Source organism: Actinoplanes auranticolor, assembly GCF_018332655.1.
GTDB classification, from domain to species: domain Bacteria; phylum Actinomycetota; class Actinomycetes; order Mycobacteriales; family Micromonosporaceae; genus Actinoplanes; species Actinoplanes auranticolor.
This window is the reverse complement of record NZ_BOQL01000002.1, coordinates 17,954-34,934: the sequence shown is the minus strand read 5'-3', so window position 1 is coordinate 34,934 and position 16,981 is coordinate 17,954. Positions and strand designations below refer to the sequence as shown.

The 16,981-nt window shown below is 71.4% G+C and carries 15 protein-coding genes and 1 pseudogene; all 16 read left to right on the top strand.

Features of this window, described 5'->3' with window-relative positions:
• The first annotated feature begins 47 nt into the window (after positions 1–47).
• The 16 genes and pseudogenes from Aau02nite_RS00915 to hpf all read left to right on the top strand — a co-directional run bounded on the left by Aau02nite_RS00915 (position 48) and on the right by hpf (position 16,949).
• Complete coding sequence (locus Aau02nite_RS00915) at positions 48–230, top strand: Trm112 family protein (protein ID WP_212986348.1); 183 nt, start codon at positions 48–50, stop codon at positions 228–230.
• Entirely contained in the window at positions 230–1,450 is a 1,221-nt protein-coding gene (locus Aau02nite_RS00910; RefSeq protein ID WP_212986347.1) for an SIS domain-containing protein, read from the top strand. The genes Aau02nite_RS00915 and Aau02nite_RS00910 overlap by 1 nt, the downstream gene beginning before the upstream one ends.
• Positions 1,447–2,403 carry a cation diffusion facilitator family transporter gene (locus Aau02nite_RS00905; RefSeq protein WP_212986346.1) on the top strand — a complete coding sequence of 319 codons (957 nt, stop codon included), beginning with the start codon at positions 1,447–1,449 and terminating at the stop codon, positions 2,401–2,403. Before Aau02nite_RS00910 ends, Aau02nite_RS00905 begins: the two co-directional genes overlap by 4 nt.
• 22 nt (positions 2,404–2,425) lie before the next feature.
• Positions 2,426–3,613 (top strand): mannose-6-phosphate isomerase, class I, encoded by a 1,188-nt coding sequence (manA, locus tag Aau02nite_RS00900; protein ID WP_246594805.1) that lies wholly within the window; start codon positions 2,426–2,428, stop codon positions 3,611–3,613.
• A gap of 50 nt (positions 3,614–3,663) precedes the next feature.
• Entirely contained in the window at positions 3,664–4,230 is a 567-nt protein-coding gene (locus tag Aau02nite_RS00895) for a GNAT family N-acetyltransferase (protein WP_212986344.1), read from the top strand.
• A 370-nt stretch (positions 4,231–4,600) separates the two neighbouring features.
• Entirely contained in the window at positions 4,601–6,088 is a 1,488-nt protein-coding gene (gene ahcY, locus Aau02nite_RS00890) for an adenosylhomocysteinase (protein WP_212986343.1), read from the top strand.
• Positions 6,089–6,339: 251 nt separating this feature from the next.
• The gene (locus tag Aau02nite_RS00885; protein WP_246594804.1) at positions 6,340–7,188 is read left to right on the top strand and encodes a helix-turn-helix domain-containing protein; all 849 of its coding nucleotides are present in this window, start codon (positions 6,340–6,342) and stop codon (positions 7,186–7,188) included.
• A 43-nt stretch (positions 7,189–7,231) separates the two neighbouring features.
• Positions 7,232–7,432 (top strand): DUF397 domain-containing protein, encoded by a 201-nt coding sequence (locus Aau02nite_RS00880; protein WP_212986342.1) that lies wholly within the window; start codon positions 7,232–7,234, stop codon positions 7,430–7,432.
• Positions 7,433–7,575: 143 nt separating this feature from the next.
• On the top strand, positions 7,576–8,433 hold the full coding sequence (efeU, locus tag Aau02nite_RS00875; RefSeq protein ID WP_212986341.1) for an iron uptake transporter permease EfeU: 858 nt from the start codon (positions 7,576–7,578) through the stop codon (positions 8,431–8,433).
• Between the two features lie 14 nt (positions 8,434–8,447).
• Positions 8,448–9,590: an iron uptake system protein EfeO gene (efeO, locus tag Aau02nite_RS00870; RefSeq protein WP_212986340.1), complete on the top strand. Its 1,143-nt coding sequence runs from the start codon at positions 8,448–8,450 to the stop codon at positions 9,588–9,590.
• 9 nt (positions 9,591–9,599) lie between these two features.
• Complete coding sequence (gene efeB, locus Aau02nite_RS00865; RefSeq protein WP_212986339.1) at positions 9,600–10,871, top strand: iron uptake transporter deferrochelatase/peroxidase subunit; 1,272 nt, start codon at positions 9,600–9,602, stop codon at positions 10,869–10,871.
• A gap of 103 nt (positions 10,872–10,974) precedes the next feature.
• Positions 10,975–11,664, top strand: a complete 690-nt coding sequence (mtrA, locus tag Aau02nite_RS00860) for an MtrAB system response regulator MtrA (RefSeq protein ID WP_212986338.1) — start codon at positions 10,975–10,977, stop codon at positions 11,662–11,664.
• Positions 11,665–11,718: 54 nt separating this feature from the next.
• A complete protein-coding gene (mtrB, locus tag Aau02nite_RS00855; RefSeq protein ID WP_212986337.1) occupies positions 11,719–13,419 on the top strand; it encodes an MtrAB system histidine kinase MtrB in 1,701 nt (566 codons plus the stop codon).
• Positions 13,416–15,233: an LpqB family beta-propeller domain-containing protein gene (locus tag Aau02nite_RS00850; protein ID WP_212986336.1), complete on the top strand. Its 1,818-nt coding sequence runs from the start codon at positions 13,416–13,418 to the stop codon at positions 15,231–15,233. The genes mtrB and Aau02nite_RS00850 overlap by 4 nt, the downstream gene beginning before the upstream one ends.
• 16 nt (positions 15,234–15,249) lie before the next feature.
• Positions 15,250–16,081, top strand: a pseudogene (locus tag Aau02nite_RS00845) (ComF family protein).
• Positions 16,082–16,328: 247 nt separating this feature from the next.
• Complete coding sequence (gene hpf / locus Aau02nite_RS00840; RefSeq protein WP_212986335.1) at positions 16,329–16,949, top strand: ribosome hibernation-promoting factor, HPF/YfiA family; 621 nt, start codon at positions 16,329–16,331, stop codon at positions 16,947–16,949.
• Positions 16,950–16,981 lie beyond the last annotated feature (32 nt).

The window sequence follows — 16,981 nt, the reverse complement described above, 5'->3', positions numbered from 1 at the left end:
GATCACCTGGATCCGCAAAGCCCGCGCACGTTATAAGGAGCCGTTCGGTGGCCCTCGACCCGCAGTTGCTGGAGATTCTGGCCTGCCCGGACACACACCACGCGCCGCTGGAGTACGACGCCGGCGCGCAGACGTTGACCTGCACCGAGTGCGGCCGTGTCTTCCCGGTGCGTGACGACATCCCGGTTCTCCTCCTGGACGAGGCGATCACCGAGGGGAAGGCTTCCTGATGGCGGGCCCGTTCGAGGGAGCCGGCCTGACCGGCCGCCGGGTGGCGGACGAGTCGCTGCTCTCCGACGAGAAGACCATGCTCGAGAACGACCCGGGCGGCATGCTGCGGGCCACCGCGTCCGCCGGCGCCCAGGTCCGGGAGTCGGCGGCCCTGGCCGCCGAGGCCAACCTGGGCGTGCTCGCCGACGAGGGCCGCCCCCGCGCGGTCGTCGTCGCCGGCATCGGCACCGCCGGCCTGACCGGTGACATCCTGGCCACCGTCGCGGGCCCGCGCTGCCCGGTGCCGGTCATCGGGCACCGCAGCGCCGGGGTCCCCGGCTGGGTCGGCGCGGCCGACGTGGTCATCGCCGTCTCGGCCAGCGGCCGCAGCCCCGAGGCGCTGGCTGCCGCGGACGCCGCCGCCCGCCGCGGTGCGCGCCTGGTCGCGATCGGTAACCCGGACTCCGAGCTGCAGGCCATGGCCGAGCGGGCCCGGGCGCCGTTCATCCCGGTGCCGCGGCGTGCCCCGGCCCGGGCCAGCCTCTGGGGCCTGGCCGTGCCGGTGCTGCTGGCCGCCCGCAGCCTGGGCCTGGTCAAGGTCAACGAGGCCGATCTGGCCGAGACCGCCGCCCGCCTGGACGCCGACGCCGAGCGCTGCCGCGCCGGCGCCGAGTCCTTCGTGAACCCGGCGAAGTCGCTGGCCCTGGGCCTGGCCGGCTCGATCCCGATCGTGTGGGGCTCATCGCCGCTGGCCACGGTGGCCGCCCGCCGGTTCGCCGACACCCTGGCCGCCAACGCCCGCTATCCGGTGATGGCCGGTGCGCTCGGTGAGGCCGGCCGTGGCCGGGTCGGCCTGCTCGACGGGCCGTTCGGTGGCCTGGCCGAGTCGTCGCGGGACATCTTCGCCGACCCCGACGAGCTGGCGGAGCTCAGCACCCGGCTGCGGCTGGTGGTGCTGCGCGACGGCGGTCTCAACCCCGAGGACGAGGCCGACGAGCCGGTGGCCGTCGAGGAGCGCCGCGCGGACGCGGTGCAGACCCTCGCGGAACGCCGTGGGGTGCGCTGTGACGTGGTCACCGCCGAGGGCGGCTCGGCCCTGGAGCGACTGGCCTCGCTGGTCGCGGTCCCCGACTTCGCCTCGATCTATCTGGCCCTGGCCCACGGCCTGGACCCGATGGCCGTGCCGGCCATCAACGAGATGAAGGAGCTGAGCAACCCGTTGCCGGAGGGACTCCAGTGAGTGCCAGCGGCGGCAACAAGGCGATCATCGCGGCGCTGGCCGCCAACCTGGGCATCGCGACCACCAAGTTCGTCGCCTGGCTGCTGACCGGCTCGTCGTCGATGCTCGCCGAGGCGATCCACTCCGTCGCCGACTCCGGCAACCAGGCCCTGCTGCTGCTCGGCGGCAAGCGCGCCAAGCGCGCGGCGACCGCGGAACACCCCTTCGGGTACGGCCGCGAGCGCTACGTCTACGCGTTCATCGTCGCCATCGTGCTGTTCAGCGTCGGTGGCCTGTTCGCGCTCTACGAGGCGTACCACAAGTTCCACGAGCGCGAGGGCATCCACAGCTGGCACTGGGTGCCGGTGGTGGTGCTGGTCGTGGCGATCGGGCTGGAGAGCTTCTCGTTCCGGACCGCGATCGTGGAGTCCAACCGCGTGCGCGGCACGACCTCCTGGGTCAAGTTCGTCCGCCGGGCCAAGGCGCCCGAGCTGCCGGTCGTGCTGCTCGAGGACGCGGGCGCGCTGCTCGGCCTGGTCTTCGCGTTGTTCGGCGTGGTGCTGACCCTGATCACCGGCGACGGCCTCTGGGACGCCGTCGGCACCGGCATGATCGGCCTGCTGCTGGTGGCCATCGCCTTCATCCTGGCCGTGGAGACCAAGAGCCTGCTGCTGGGCGAGGGTGCGAACCCCGAGGACGTCACGAAGATCGAGCAGGCCGTCCTGGCCGGCCGGGGCATCGAGCGCCTCATCCACATGAAGACGCTCTACCTGGGCCCCGACGAGCTCCTGGTGGCCGTGAAGATCGCGGTGCCGGAGTCGGAGAGCGCGGCGGGCGTGGCTCAGCACATCAACGAGACCGAGAGCCGGATCCGCGAGGCGGTGCCGGTCGCCCGGGTCATCTACGTCGAGCCCGACATCTATGACCCGCAGGCCGCGGCGGACGCCGTCGGCTCGGAATCCGCTACGGCGTAACTCTTCACGAAACGGGGCGGCTGTGGCTGCTGTTCTTCCACTGCGGGGCGTCATCCGGCCGTACGCCTGGGGCTCCCGGAACGCGCTGGCCGAGCTGCAGGGCCGGCCGGCGCCCACCGACGCCCCCGAGGCGGAGCTGTGGCTGGGCGCCCATCCGGGTGACCCGTCCACGGTGACCGGCCCGGACGGCCCGGTGAGCCTGGCCGCGCTGATCGGCGACGACCCCAAGGGTCAGCTGGGCGCGGAGGTCGTCGACGAGTTCGGCGCCCGGCTGCCGTACCTGATGAAGGTGCTGGCGGCCGAGGCGCCGCTGTCCCTGCAGGCCCACCCGGACGCCGAGTACGCGAAGCAGGCGTACGCGGCTCAGGAGGCCGACCCGCAGGCACCGCGCAACTACACGGACGCGTACCACAAGCCGGAGATGCTGGTCGCGCTCACGCCGTTCGACGCGCTCTGCGGCTTCCGGGCCCCGGACGTGTCCGCGGCGGTGCTCGAAGGGCTGGGCATCATGCGCCTGGCTCCCGTGATCGCCGCGCTGCGGGCCGGCCCGGCCGGTCTGCGCGACGCCGTCCGCGAGCTGCTGACCTGGCCGGCTGACGACCGCACAGCGCTGATCGCGGACGTGCTCACCGCGGCCCGCGCCTCCGGCGAGTACGCCCGGAGCTACACCCTGGCGGCCGACCTCGCCGGCCGCTACCCGGACGACCCGGGTGTGCTGGTCGCCCTGTTGCTCAACCAGGTCCGCCTGGCGCCGGGCGAGGCGATCTACATGCCGGCCGGCAACCTGCACGCCTATCTGAGCGGCACCGGCGTCGAGATCATGGCGGCCAGCGACAACGTCCTGCGCGGCGGGCTGACGCCGAAGCGGGTGGACGTCGACGAGTTGCTGCGGGTGCTGCGCTTCGAGGTCCTGGCCGACCCGATCCTGCCGGCGACACAGGTCGCGCCGGGCGTGCAGACGTGGCCGGTGCCGGTGCGCGAGTTCGCGCTCTACCGGCTGGAGCTCACCCCGGCCGGTCCGCCGGTGAGCCTGCCGGGGGAGGGGCCGCGCATCGTCCTGGGCGTCCGCGGCGACGTGTTCGTGGCCGAGGCGGTGGACGGCACTCCGGTTGAGGTGACGCCCGGAACGGCGGCCTACGTCCCGGCCGAGACGGGTCCGGCCACGGTGGCCGGCGTCGGCGAGGTCTTCGTGGCGGCCGTCGCCTCCTGACCCGTGCGCGCTCGCGGCGCCCGGTCCGGGGCTCTGCGAGGATTTCTCGCATGGGTAGTGCTGAGAACATCGATATCCGCCCGGGCACCGTCGCGGACGTGCCGATCGTGCTGGGGTTGCTCGACAAGGCGGTCCGCTGGCTCGTGGCGCGGGGCCGGCCCGGTCAGTGGGGCACGGAGCCGCTCTCGGCCAGGCCCCAGCTCCACGCCTCGACCAGCGACGCGGCCCGGGCCGGCAACCTGTTCCTGGCGTACCTCGGCGGGCAGCCGGTGGGTGCGCTGACGGTGGGCGACACGCCCGCCTACGTCCCGTCGGCTCCGGAGCCCGAGCTGTACGTGAATCTCCTGGTCACCGATCGCGACCACCCGGGACACAACGTCGGCGGGCTGCTGCTGGACCATGCCCGGCAGCTGGGCCGGGCCCGGGGGGTGGTCCTGCTCCGGGTGGACTGCTACGCCGGCGATGATCAGGCGCTGATCCGCTACTACGAGCGCCAGGGATTCCAGCGGGTCACGCCCTTCGAAGTCGCCCGGGAGAACGCCCCCGCCTGGCCGGGGCAGCTGCTCCAGGACCGCCTCGATGACGCGCCGTCACGTGCTGCCAAGACTATGACTTAAGGATTCGACCCGAAATTTCCCGATTTGCTTGACATGTTGTGTGCGGAGTGTGAAGCTATAAACACGCAGCGTCATTGGTGATCGGGGGGTCCCACGGACGCGCGCGGTACCAAACCGGGGGGATGAACGGGGCGGCGGATCTTCGGATCCGTCGCCCCGTTCGCTGTGCGGGGATCACGCGACGGGTCCTGCAGGAAGATCCTCCCGGCGGCCGGGAGACGGGCGCGGCGCCACGCCGACCGGCCCGGGTGCCGGTCGACCCGGTGCTGCGGGTGCCGGCTCCCGGCGCGTACCGGAAAGGATCCGGCGATCCGTGGCCGCCGGCGTAAAGTTGACGGCTGCCTTGACCCCCGATTTCGGAGGAGCTTGGATGACCAGCACACTCCCCGCCGCCGCCGGCGGGCAGCGCCCGAAGACCGTCGCCGAGGGCGACTACAAGGTCGCGGACCTCTCGCTCGCCGCCTTCGGCCGCAAGGAGATCGAGCTGGCCGAGCACGAGATGCCCGGCCTGATGTCGTTGCGCGAGGAGTACGGCCCCAGCCGGCCGCTGCGGGGCGCGCGGGTGACTGGTTCCCTGCACATGACGATCCAGACCGCGGTCCTCATCGAGACGCTGACCGCGCTGGGTGCCGAGGTCCGTTGGGCCTCCTGCAACATCTTCTCGACCCAGGACCACGCCGCCGCCGCGATCGTGGTCGGTCCGGAGGGCACCCCCGAGGCCCCGGCCGGGGTGCCGGTCTACGCCTGGAAGGGCGAGACGCTCGAGGAGTACTGGTGGTGCACCGAGCAGGTGCTGCTCTGGCCGGACGGCGAGGGCCCGAACATGATCCTCGACGACGGCGGTGACGCCACGCTGCTGGTGCACAAGGGTGCCGAGTTCGAGAAGCTCGGCACGGTGCCGTCCCCGGACGCCGCCGACTCGGAGGAGTACGCGGTGATCCTGGGCGTGCTCGCCCGGTCACTGCGGGAGGACGACCGGCGCTGGACCCGGATCGCCGCGAGCATCAAGGGCGTCACCGAGGAGACCACCACCGGGGTGCACCGTCTCTACGAGATGCAGCAGCAGGGCACGCTGCTGTTCCCGGCGATCAACGTCAACGACTCGGTCACCAAGAGCAAGTTCGACAACAGGTACGGCTGCCGGCACTCGCTGATCGACGGCATCAACCGGGCCACCGACGTGCTCATCGGCGGCAAGGTGGCGGTGGTCTTCGGCTACGGCGACGTCGGCAAGGGCTGCGCCGAGTCGCTGCGCGGTCAGGGCGCCCGGGTCGTCGTGACCGAGGTCGACCCGATCTGCGCGCTGCAGGCGGCGATGGACGGCTACCAGGTCGCGACCATGGAGGACGTGGTCGGGACGGCCGACATCTTCATCACCGCGACCGGCTGCTTCAACGTGATCACCAACGAGCACATGGCCCGGATGAAGCACCAGGCCATCGTGGGCAACATCGGCCACTTCGACAACGAGATCGACATGGCCGGTCTGGCCCGGCGCCCGGACGTGCAGCGCATCAATATCAAGCCCCAGGTCGACGAGTGGAAGTTCGCCGACGGGCACTCGGTGATCGTGCTCTCCGAGGGTCGCCTGCTGAATCTGGGCAACGCGACCGGGCATCCGTCGTTCGTGATGAGCAACAGCTTCTCGAACCAGACGATCGCCCAGATCGAGCTGTTCACCAAGACCGACGAATACCCGGTCGGCGTCTACGTGCTGCCCAAGCACCTGGACGAGAAGGTCGCCCGGCTGCACCTGGGCGCGCTCGGGGTCAAGATCACCGAGCTGACCAAGGAGCAGGCGTCCTACCTGGGCGTCGCGGTCGAGGGCCCGTACAAGCCGGACCACTACCGCTACTGAGGTGAGGACCGCCGGTTCGTGGAAAAGCGAACCGGCGGTTGCCGCCACCGGTCCGCTTCCCTGTCTGCCGGCCGCCCCCGCAGGCGGCCCGCAGGTGACCGCAAGGGACCCCGCGGCCCGGTGCGCTGCCTCCCGCCCGGCGACCCGCACCAAAGTCTGCCTTCCTCTCTCATTACGACACGGTTCCGGCCCGCCTGCAAGTGCAGAAGGTGTCGTGCAAGTTGCAGTAAGTCACCGGTACGGTGGGTCGCGTGGCGAGGCCGACATCGATGGCCGCACGCCGGGAGCTCGGTGACGAGCTGCGCCGGCTGCGTGGTGAGCGCCGGGGCGCCGAGGTCGCGGCCGTGCTCGGCTGGTCCGAGTCCAAGCTGAGCCGGATCGAGACGGCCCGGACCGGGATCAGCGAGGCGGACCTCGAACGCCTGCTCCGGCTCTACGCGTGTACGCAGGGCGAGCAGTCCCGCCTGCGGGAGCTGGCCCGGCGCGGCCGGGCCCGGGTGTGGTGGGCGCCCTACCGCTCGTCGGTCGCCGAGCCCTACGGCGAGTACGTGGCGTTCGAGGCCGAGGCCGTCGCCATCTGCGAGTGGGAGGCGCAGGTGGTGCCGGGCCTGCTGCAGACCGACGAGTACGCCCACGCGGTCATCGAAGTGGGTGCCGACCTGCACGATCCGGAGACGGTGCAGCAGCGGACCGCCCTGCGCATGGCCCGGCAGAGCGTGCTCACCCGCGACCCGCCGCCACGGCTCTGCGTGGTCCTCGACGAGTCGGCCCTGCACCGCGAGGTCGGCGGCCGGGACGTGCTGCGGCGCCAGGTACAGCGGCTCCACGACGCCAGTCAGCGGCCCGGCGTCGAGCTGCACGTGCTGCCGTTCGCGGCCGGAGCCCACGCCGCGCTGGGCGAGACGTTCGTCATCTTCGAATTCGGGGACTCCGAGCGGGCCCCGGTCGTGCACAGCGAGGACCTGGTCGGGGGCCAGTTGCGCACGAAGCACTCGGACGTGCGGGTCTACCGCGAGGCTTTCGCCGATCTGCGGCGCCGGGCGCTGCCGGTGGACGAGACTCGGGAACTGATCGCTCGAACGGGGCATGGCCTGAGGTAGCAGCGGGGCGTTACCCGAGGCGAGTATTCATCCGCGGAAGGGCATGACATTGCAGAACCAAGGCTTGACCTGGCGAAAGAGCTCCCGTAGCGCCGCCGCCGGGCATTGTGTCGAGATCGCCTCGGCCGCCGCCGCGGTGTTCGTCCGGGACTCCAAGGACGTCGCCGGGCCGGTCCTGGAATTCGGGACCCGGGACTGGGCCGACTTCCTCGCCGGCGTCCGCGCGGGCCGGTTCGACCGCTGATCTCCTGAGCAGGGCGGTCTTCCCCGCAGGGAGGCCGCCCTGACGTGTGACCGGCCTGATAGCGGCTCAGCTTGACGCATGCGGTTCGCCCGTGACTAAGGTATGCCGAGCCTTACTTAGGGATGCCTCAGCAACGGAGTGCCATGCTCGCCACCTACCTCATCGGCCTGCGTGAGGGGTTGGAAGCCACCCTGGTGGTCAGCATCCTCATCGCGTTCCTGGTGAAGTCCGACCGCAAGGACCGGCTCGTCCAGGTATGGGCCGGCGTCGGGCTCGCCGTGGCACTGTCCGTCTTCTTCGGCTGGCTGCTCAGCTACACCTCGACCACTCTGCTGCAGAAGTACGAACACCGCGAGCTGTTCGAGGCGGTCACCTCGATCCTGGCCGTGGTCTTCGTGACCTGGATGATCTTCTGGATGCGTAAGGCCGCCCGCTCGATCGCCGGTGAGCTGCGCGGCAAGCTGCAGGACGCGCTGGAGGTCGGCTCGATCGCGGTGGCCGTGATGGCGTTCCTGGCCGTCGTCCGCGAGGGCCTTGAGACCTCGCTGATCTTCTACTCCGCCGTGCAGGGCGCCGCCGACAACAGCCGCCCGCTCTACGCGCTGCTGGCCGGCATCGCCTCCGCGGTGGTCATCGGCTACCTGATGTACGCGACCGCGGTCCGGATCAACCTCTCGGTCTTCTTCACCTGGACGGGTGCCCTGCTCATCCTGGTCGCCGCCGGCATCCTCAAGTACGGCGTGCACGACTTCCAGGAGGCCAACGTGCTGCCGGGGCTGAACAACCTGGCGTACGACATCAGCGGCGTTCTCGACCCCTCGGCGTGGTACACCGCCCTGCTCAGCGGCATGTTCAACCTCACCCCGACCGCGTCGGTGCTCGAGACGGTCGCCTGGGCCGCGTACGGCATCCCGGTGCTCGTGCTCTTCCTCCGGCCGGCGCGCAAGAAGGCGCCGGCCGTCACCCCCGAACCCACCCCGGCGCCCGCGCCGCAGCAGTAGGAGAAGCCCCGCCCATGCGTACCACCCGAATCCTCGCGCTCGCCGCGGTCGGCGTCCTCGGCGGCGCCCTGGCCGCGTGCGGCGGCGACAAGGCCGACGACACCGCCGCCGGTGCCGCGGGCGGGCCGATCACCGTCAAGGCCTCCGACACGGCCTGCGAGGTCGCCCGGAACCAGACCGACGCCGGCACCAGCGTCTTCACCGTCACCAACGGCGGCAACAAGGTCACCGAGTTCTACGTGTACGCCCCGGGCGACCGGGTCATGGGCGAGGTGGAGAACATCGCGCCCGGCCTCACCCGTGAGCTGCACGTGGAGCTGCCGGCCGGCTCGTACGAGACCGCCTGCAAGCCCGGCATGATCGGCAAGGGCATCCGGGCCGCGCTGACCGTCTCCGGCTCGGCCGCCCCGCTGACCGACGATGCCAAGCTCGCCGACGCGACCGCCAGCTACTCGCGCTACGTCCGGAGCCAGACCGCGGCGCTGCTGCCCAGGACCGAGGAGTTCGTGGCCGCGGTCAAGGCCGGCGAGGTCGACAAGGCCAAGGCGCTGTTCCCGGTGACCCGTACGTACTGGGAGCGCATCGAGCCGGTCGCGGAGATCTTCGGTGACCTCGACCCGAAGATCGACGGTCGCGAGGAGGTCATCGAGGAGGGCATGGAGTTCACCGGCTTCCACCGCCTCGAGAAGGACCTGTGGGCGGCCAAGCCGGACGTCTCCCAGGACGGGCCGATCGCCGATCAGCTGCTGGCCGACGTGAAGGAGATCGTCGCCAAGGCCAACGCCGAGAAGCTCTCCCCGCTGCAGCTGGCCAACGGGGCCAAGGCGCTGCTGGACGAGGTCGCCACCGGCAAGATCACCGGCGAGGAGGACCGCTACTCGCACACCGACCTGTGGGACTTCAACGCCAACATCGAGGGTTCCAAGGCCGCCATCGCCTCGCTGCGCCCGGTCCTCGAAGAGCGTGACCCCGCGCTGGTCAAGACCCTCGACGCGGAGTTCGCCAACGTGGACACCACGCTGGCGAAGTACCGCGACGGCGACGGCTGGAAGCTGCACAACACCCTCAGCGAGGCCGACCTGAAGGGTCTCTCCGACGCGATCAACGCGCTCGCCGAGCCGATCAGCAAGGTTGCCGCGGTCGTCTCGAAGAAGTAGGGAGACCCGATGTCGGACAGCATCGTTTCGCGCCGGCGGGCCATCGCGCTCGCCGGCGTCGGCGTGGCCGGGGTCGCCGGCGCCGCCGCCGTCGGTGGTGCCCTGGTCAAGGGCGCGTCCGCCGAGGAGCCGCACCCGGTCGAGGGCGCGGTCGGGTTCACCGGCGAGCATCAGGCCGGCATCGTCACCCCCGCCCAGGACCGGCTGCACTTCGTCGCGTTCGACGTCATCACCAAGGACCGCGAGCGGCTGGTCGGCATGCTCAAGGACTGGACCACCGCCGCGGCCCGGATGACCGCCGGGCGCGACGCCGGCGAGATCGGCGCGGTCGGCGGCATCCCCGAGGCGCCGCCGGACGACACCGGCGAGGCCCTCGGGCTGCCGCCCTCGGCGCTGACCATCACGGTCGGGTTCGGCCCGACGCTGTTCCGCGACGCCACCGGCAAGGACCGTTTCGGCATCGCCGCCCGGCGCCCCGAAGCGCTGGCCGACCTGCCGCACTTCGCCGGTGACCGGCTGGACGAAGCCATCTCCGGTGGCGACCTGTGCGTGCAGGCGTGCGCCAACGACCCGCAGGTGGCCGTGCACGCGATCCGCAACCTGGCCCGGATCGGCATGGGCGTGGTCAGCGTGCGCTGGTCGCAGCTGGGCTTCGGGCGTACGTCGTCCACGTCCACCACGCAGGCGACGCCGCGCAACCTGTTCGGTTTCAAGGACGGCACCTCCAACCTCAAGCTCGAGGAGACCGAGCTGCTGCGCGAGCACCTGTGGGTGCAGCCGGGCGACGGGCCCGAGTGGATGACCGGCGGGTCGTACCTGGTGAGCCGCAAGATCCGGATGATCGTCGAGACCTGGGACCGGTCCTCGCTGGCCGAGCAGGAGATGATCGTCGGCCGGCGCAAGGGCTCCGGCGCGCCGCTGGGCAAGACCGGCGAGTTCGAGGAGCCGGACCTGGACGCCCGTGGTGCCGACGGCGAACCGGTGCTGGCCGTGAACTCGCACGTCCGGCTGGCCCACCCGAACACGAACGGCGGTGCCCGGCTGCTGCGCCGTGGCTACAACTTCGTGGACGGCTCGGACGGACTCGGGCGGCTCGACGCGGGCCTGTTCTTCGTCGCGTACCAGCGTGACCCCCGCAAGCAGTTCGTGCCGATCCAGCGCAGCCTGTCGCGCTCGGACGAGATGAACGAGTACCTCAAGCCGGTCTCCCAGGCGCTGTTCGCCTGCCCGCCGGGCGTGACCGGTCCGGTGGACTTCTGGGGCCGCGCGCTCTTCTCATAGCCTGGATTTTCGGGCGCGGGCGGGCCATGATCAGCAGCGTCGCCGGGGCATGATCGCCGGGCGGTCACACGGGCTTGAAGGGGACAGTGCAATATTGGATCGCATGAGAGCCCGGGTACTCGTCGTCGATGACGACCCAGCGCTGGCCGAGATGCTCGGCATCGTCCTGCGCAGCGAAGGTTTCCTGCCCTCCTTCGTCGCCGACGGTGAGCGCGCACTGGCGGCGTTCCGGGAGAGCCGGCCCGACATCGTCCTGCTCGACCTGATGCTGCCCGGTATGAGCGGCATCGACGTGGCGCGGGCGATCCGCACGGAGTCCGGCATCCCGATCGTCATGCTGACCGCCAAGAGCGACACGGTCGACGTGGTGCTCGGCCTCGAGTCCGGCGCCGACGACTATGTGGTCAAGCCGTTCAAGCCCAAGGAGCTGGTCGCGCGGATGCGCGCCCGGTTGCGCCGGGGCGAGGACGCCGCGCCCGAGATGCTCACCATCGGGCCGCCCGGCAACCAGATCACCATCGACGTGCCGGCGCACACCGTCTCCCGCGACGGCGACGAGGTGAAGCTGACGCCGCTCGAGTTCGACCTGCTGGTCGCCCTGGCCCGCAAGCCGCGCCAGGTCTTCACCCGCGAGGTGCTGCTCGAGCAGGTCTGGGGCTACCGGCACGCGGCCGACACCCGCCTGGTCAACGTGCACGTCCAGCGGCTGCGCGCAAAGATCGAGCCGGACCCGGAGCGCCCGGAGATCATCCTTACGGTCCGTGGTGTCGGGTACAAGGCGGGGACCGGATAAGAGCCGGAAGGGGCTAACCTTGCCCCCGAGATGCATGCTCCCGCCTGGCTTCCGATGCCCGTCCGCCGCACCCTGAGGGTGGTGCGGCGGCAATGGCGTATCGGCGTGCGCCACGGCCGCCGGCTGTCCGCCCCCGCCCGCCGCGCCTGGCGCCGCTCGCTGCACCTGCGCGTGGTGACCCTGACCCTGGTGACCTCCAGCCTGCTGGTCGGCGGCTTCGGCTGGTTCATCGCCGACCGCAGCACCCAGATCCTGCTGGACCGCGCCGAGGACGAGGTCCAGGCGCAGATGGAGGGCAAGGTGAGGTACGCCTACCAACAGCTCTCCGTCCACCGTCAGGTGCGCGACCAGGAGCTGCCGGCGACCATCATCGCCACGGTCGACCGGCTCGCCGACGGCGACTCCACCGAGAGCGGCGGCGCGATCGTCTCGCTGCGGGCCGACACCATCCCCGAGATCAAGCCGGACTCCTCGATCACGGTCGAGACCGAGCCGCTGATCACCCGCGAGATGGTGCGCGAGGTGGCCGAGTCCGAACAGGTGGCCCAGCAGATCCGCACCCTCGAGGTGGCCGGGACCCGGACCAAATACCTGGTGTACGGCTCCCCGGTGCCCACCAGCTTCGGCCACGTCGAGCTCTACTACCTCGTGCCGCTGACCACCGAGGACCGGGCGGCCAACCAGATCCGCACCACCGTCCTGGTCACCGGCCTGGCCCTGGTCATCCTGCTGGGCATCGTGGCCTGGCTGGTCACCCGGATGGTCGTCACGCCGGTGCGGGTCGCCGCCCGTACCGCCCAGCGGCTCTCGGCCGGCCTGCTCGACCAGCGCATGCGGGTCGACGGCGAGGACGACCTGGCCCTGCTGGCCGCCTCCTTCAACCAGATGGCGGCCAACCTGCAGCGCCAGATCGTCCGGCTGGAGGAGATGTCCCGGCTGCAGCGGCGGTTCACCTCCGACGTGTCGCACGAGCTGCGCACCCCGCTGACCACCGTCCGGATGGCCGCCGACCTGATCTTCTCCGAGCGCGAGGAGTTCGACCCGGCGGTGGCCCGCAGCGCCGAGCTGCTGCAGGCGGAGCTGGACCGCTTCGAGAGCCTGCTCACCGACCTGCTGGAGATCAGCCGGTTCGACGCGGGCTTCGCCGCCCTCGACGCCGAGCACAGCGATCTGGTGCCGATCGTCGAGCGGGTCGCGGAGCGCCTCGCCGGGCTGGCCGAGCGGGTCGGCGTCAGCATCGAGCTGCGGCTGCCGGAGACCCCGGTCATCGCCGAGGTCGACCCCCGCCGCATCGAGCGGGTGCTGCGCAACCTGGTCGGCAACGCCGTCGAGCACGGCGAGGGCCGGCCGGTGGAGGTCACGCTGGCCACCGACGAGGCCGCCGTCGCGGTCACCGTGCGCGACCACGGCGTCGGTCTCAAACCGGGGGAGGAGCGCCTGGTGTTCAACAGGTTCTGGCGGGCCGACCCGTCCCGGGCCCGGCAGACCGGCGGCACCGGGCTGGGCCTGTCCATCTCCGTCGAGGATGCCCGGCTGCACGGCGGCTGGCTGGAGGCGTGGGGCGAGCCGGGCGGCGGCGCGCAGTTCCGGCTCACCGTGCCGGTGCGCACCGGCGACCGCCTGGTCGCCGCGCCGCTGCCGCTGATCCCGCGGGACCGCGCGGTGGACGCGGTGCCGCCGGCGATCGCGGCGGCGCCGGCCGCCGCCGACGAGATCACCGACGAGCCCGCCGAGACCGCCGAGGTGGTCCGGTGACCGGGCGGCTGCGCATGGTCCTGGCTGCTCCGCTGGTGGCCGCGCTGCTGGCCGGCGGCTGCGGCATCCCGGACAGCACCGAGGTGCAGCGGGTCGGGCCGGGACCCTCCACCGGCGTCTCGACCGGTGGGGACGTCGCCCCCACCCGGAACGACCGGCTGGCCAGCTCGGATCCGTCCACCTTCGTGCGCCACTACCTGGAGGCGGCGGCCGGCGACCCGAACACCGCGATGGAACGCGTGAAGCAGTTCCTCTCGTCCACGGCGGCCTCGTCGTTCAAGCCGGCAGCTGCCGAGGTGAGAGTCATCCACCTCGTCGATACCCCGCTGGTCAACCCCGGCAGTGTCGATGTGCGGCTGCGCGCCCAGACGGTCGGTGTGCTCAACCCCAACGGCATCCTCGATCCGGCCGCGGACGGCTCCGCACAGGAGTACAGCTTCACCGTGTCGAGTGCGGCCGCTCAGAGCGGGCTGTTCGTCACCAAGGCGCCCGACGTGCTGCTGATCTCCGACGACGCCCTGGACGATTTCTACGAACGGCGCAAGCTCTACTTCTGGAACCACGATTACACCAGCCTGGTCCCCGACGTGCGGTACCTGCCCCGTGACCTGCCGTCGGAGCAGCAGCCCAACGAGATCATCAAATGGCTGATCGCCGGGCCGTCACCCTCGCTCGGCAACGCCGTGGAGCCGCTGCCCGAGGGCACCATGCTGGACGGCAACGTGCCGGCCCCCAGCGACCAGAAGCTGCAGATCAACCTCAGCGGCCAGGCGGTGCGCCCGCCCGACGACCCGGCCAAGCTGGAGCGGCTCCGGCGCCAGCTCATGTGGTCGCTGCGGTCTGGCCAGTGGTCCACCCTTGAGCTCAAGGTCGGCAACCAGAACAGCATCGAGTACACCGGCACCGACTACTTCACGAGCAATGCGGCGTACGTGCTGCCCGCCACCCCGGAGCGGTTCCTGGTCTACAACGGTCAGGTCCGCCGGATGGCCGGCTCGCCGAACGGCTCCGATCCGGTTCCCCTGCTGCGCCCGGAGGACAACCGTTTCGTCCGGGCGGCGGGGCTGGCCGGGTCCGGCGCGCGCCGATTCGCCGCTCTGGTGGTCAACTCCGGCGGCCGCGAGGAACTGCGGGTGGGTTCCGGTGCCGCCGACGGGCAGGTCGCCCTGACCCGGGTCAGGCTGCCGAAGGGCACGACCGGCCAGCCGGTCTGGGCGATCACCTCGGCCGAGCCCGACGTGCCGGCCATCGGCCTGCTCACGATCGGCGGCCGGCTCTACAGCTTCACCTCCGACGGCTCCCCGTTGACCAGGGTCGACGGCGCCGGCGACGGCATCTCGACGGTGGCGGTCGCGCCCGACGGCCGGCGCGTCGCCCTGGTCTCGCGGGGCCGGCTCTTCGTCGCGGCGCTGTCCACCGGCGGGGCCGGCGTGCGGATGCTGTCGGCGGAGCAGATCCTCACCGCGCCGTTGAGGCAGGTCAGTGCGGTCGACTGGAGCAGCGAGACCTGGCTGACGGTGGCCGGGGCCCGGGCCGACAAGAACCGGGTGGCCATCTTCGAGATGACCATCGACGGTTCCTTCGTCTCCCAGCGGCTAGCCGACATCGGTACGGAGAGCGTTAGCTACCTGACGGCGTACCCGGCCCGCCCGGTCAGCGGCACGGACAGCTCCGACACGATCGCCTACGTGGCCAACGGGGACGCCTTCGACGTGCTGTCCGACCCGGTCCGGATCACGGTGCAGGACCTCGCCGTCGCGGTGCCGAACCCGCCGAACGGGGTCAAACCCACGGCGCCGTTCTTCCTGCGCTGAGCGGACCGGTATGCCGATGCCACGGTTGTCCCGGCTGGGTGCCGACCTGGCCGACCTGGTGCTGCCGGGTGCCTGTGCCGGCTGCGGGGCCGAGCGGGTGCCCCTGCGCTTCGGGGTGTGCGCCGGCTGCGTGGCGTCCCTGGAGGCCCTGACGCCCTATCCGACCGCTCCGGTGCCACCACCACCCGGGACCGTTCTGCACCGCTGTCGGGCCGTACGCGGGGCCGTTGCGGGGTGTGCTGCTGGCGTACAAGGAGAAGGGCCGGCACCGGCTCGCCCGGCCGCTGGGGTCGCTGCTCGCCGTGGCGGTCGCCGAGGCCGCCCGGCGGGGTGGCGCCGGCCGGCACACGCCGGTACGGCTGATCCCCGTCCCGTCGACCGCGGCCGCCGCGCGCGAACGCCACGGCGATCACATGGCGCGATTGGCCGCACACACCGTACGGCGGCTGCGCGCGGCCGGTTGGAACGCTGACGTCCTGCGGCCGCTGCGGGCACTGCCGCGACCGGACTCTGCGTCACTGGACGCGGCCGGCCGGGTGGCGGCGGCTGAGAGTTCGCTGCGAATCAGCGAGTCGCGGATCCGGATTCCGCGACGCGGGCCGACGATGAGAGGCACGCTGATAGTGGTCGACGACATCGTGACGACCGGGGCCACGCTGGCCGCGGTCGCGAGTCGCCTCCGGGAGGCGGACATGCAGGTCACCGGGGCCGCGGTGGTGGCGGCCACCAGGCTGCGCACCGGCCGGGGCCCGATCCGGGTCCGGGCGCCCACCGCCGGCTCGCCAGGGCCGAAAGTCACCAGGTCCGTTCCCCGAACGAGGGGTGACGGGCGGGCGTCGGCAGGTTAGCGTCTTGGTGACGAGGGTAAGCGTCCACGACTTACCCGCCACCGGAGCCAAGCCGACAGCCCGCCTCGTCAGGGGCCCGGCCCGCCGCACCGGAAAGGAGCGTCCTCGTAAGCCGATCCGGTGATTTGCGTGGGTTCGCTCCAAGATCCCGGGCAGCATCGCAGTCGGCACACCGCGTCGCAGTACGGCGCCCCCGGCACCCCGTCGCAGGGCGCCCGCAGGAACGTAACGTTGGGGGAGGTCACGAGTGGACATTGTCGTCAAGGGCCGCAACGTAGAGGTTCCCGATCACTACCGGGAACATGTCGCCGACAAACTGTCGAAGATCGAACGCTACGACCAGAAGCTCATCAGAGTCGACGTGGAGCTCTTCCACGAGCGCAATCCCCGGCAGGCAGACATCTGCCAGCGCGTCGAGATCACCGTGGTGACCAGGGGGCCGGTGATCCGCGCCGAAGCGTGCGCCAAGGACTTCTACGCCGCGCTGGACATGGCTTTCAACAAGCTCGACGGCCGCTTGCGCCGCGCCGCGGACCGTCGCCGAGTGCACCGCGGACGGCACGCGCCGGTATCCGTCGCCGAAGCCACCGCCAAGCTCCCCACCGACCTGCCGAGTCTGACGCCGCAGCACGACGAGTCGACGGTCGCGACCGACCTCACCGAGCACGAGGACAATCAGCCCTGGCGCATCGTGCGGGAGAAGGAACACCCCGCCGATCCGATGACCGTCGACGACGCTCTCTTCCAGATGGAGCTCGTCGGTCACGATTTCTATCTGTTCCACGACAAGGAGAGCGGCCGGCCCAGCGTCGTGTACCGGCGCCGAGGGTACGACTACGGCATTCTCAGCCTGGAAGCAACGGCCTGAGCTGAGGAGAAGCCCTCCGGCTGGCGTGCGGC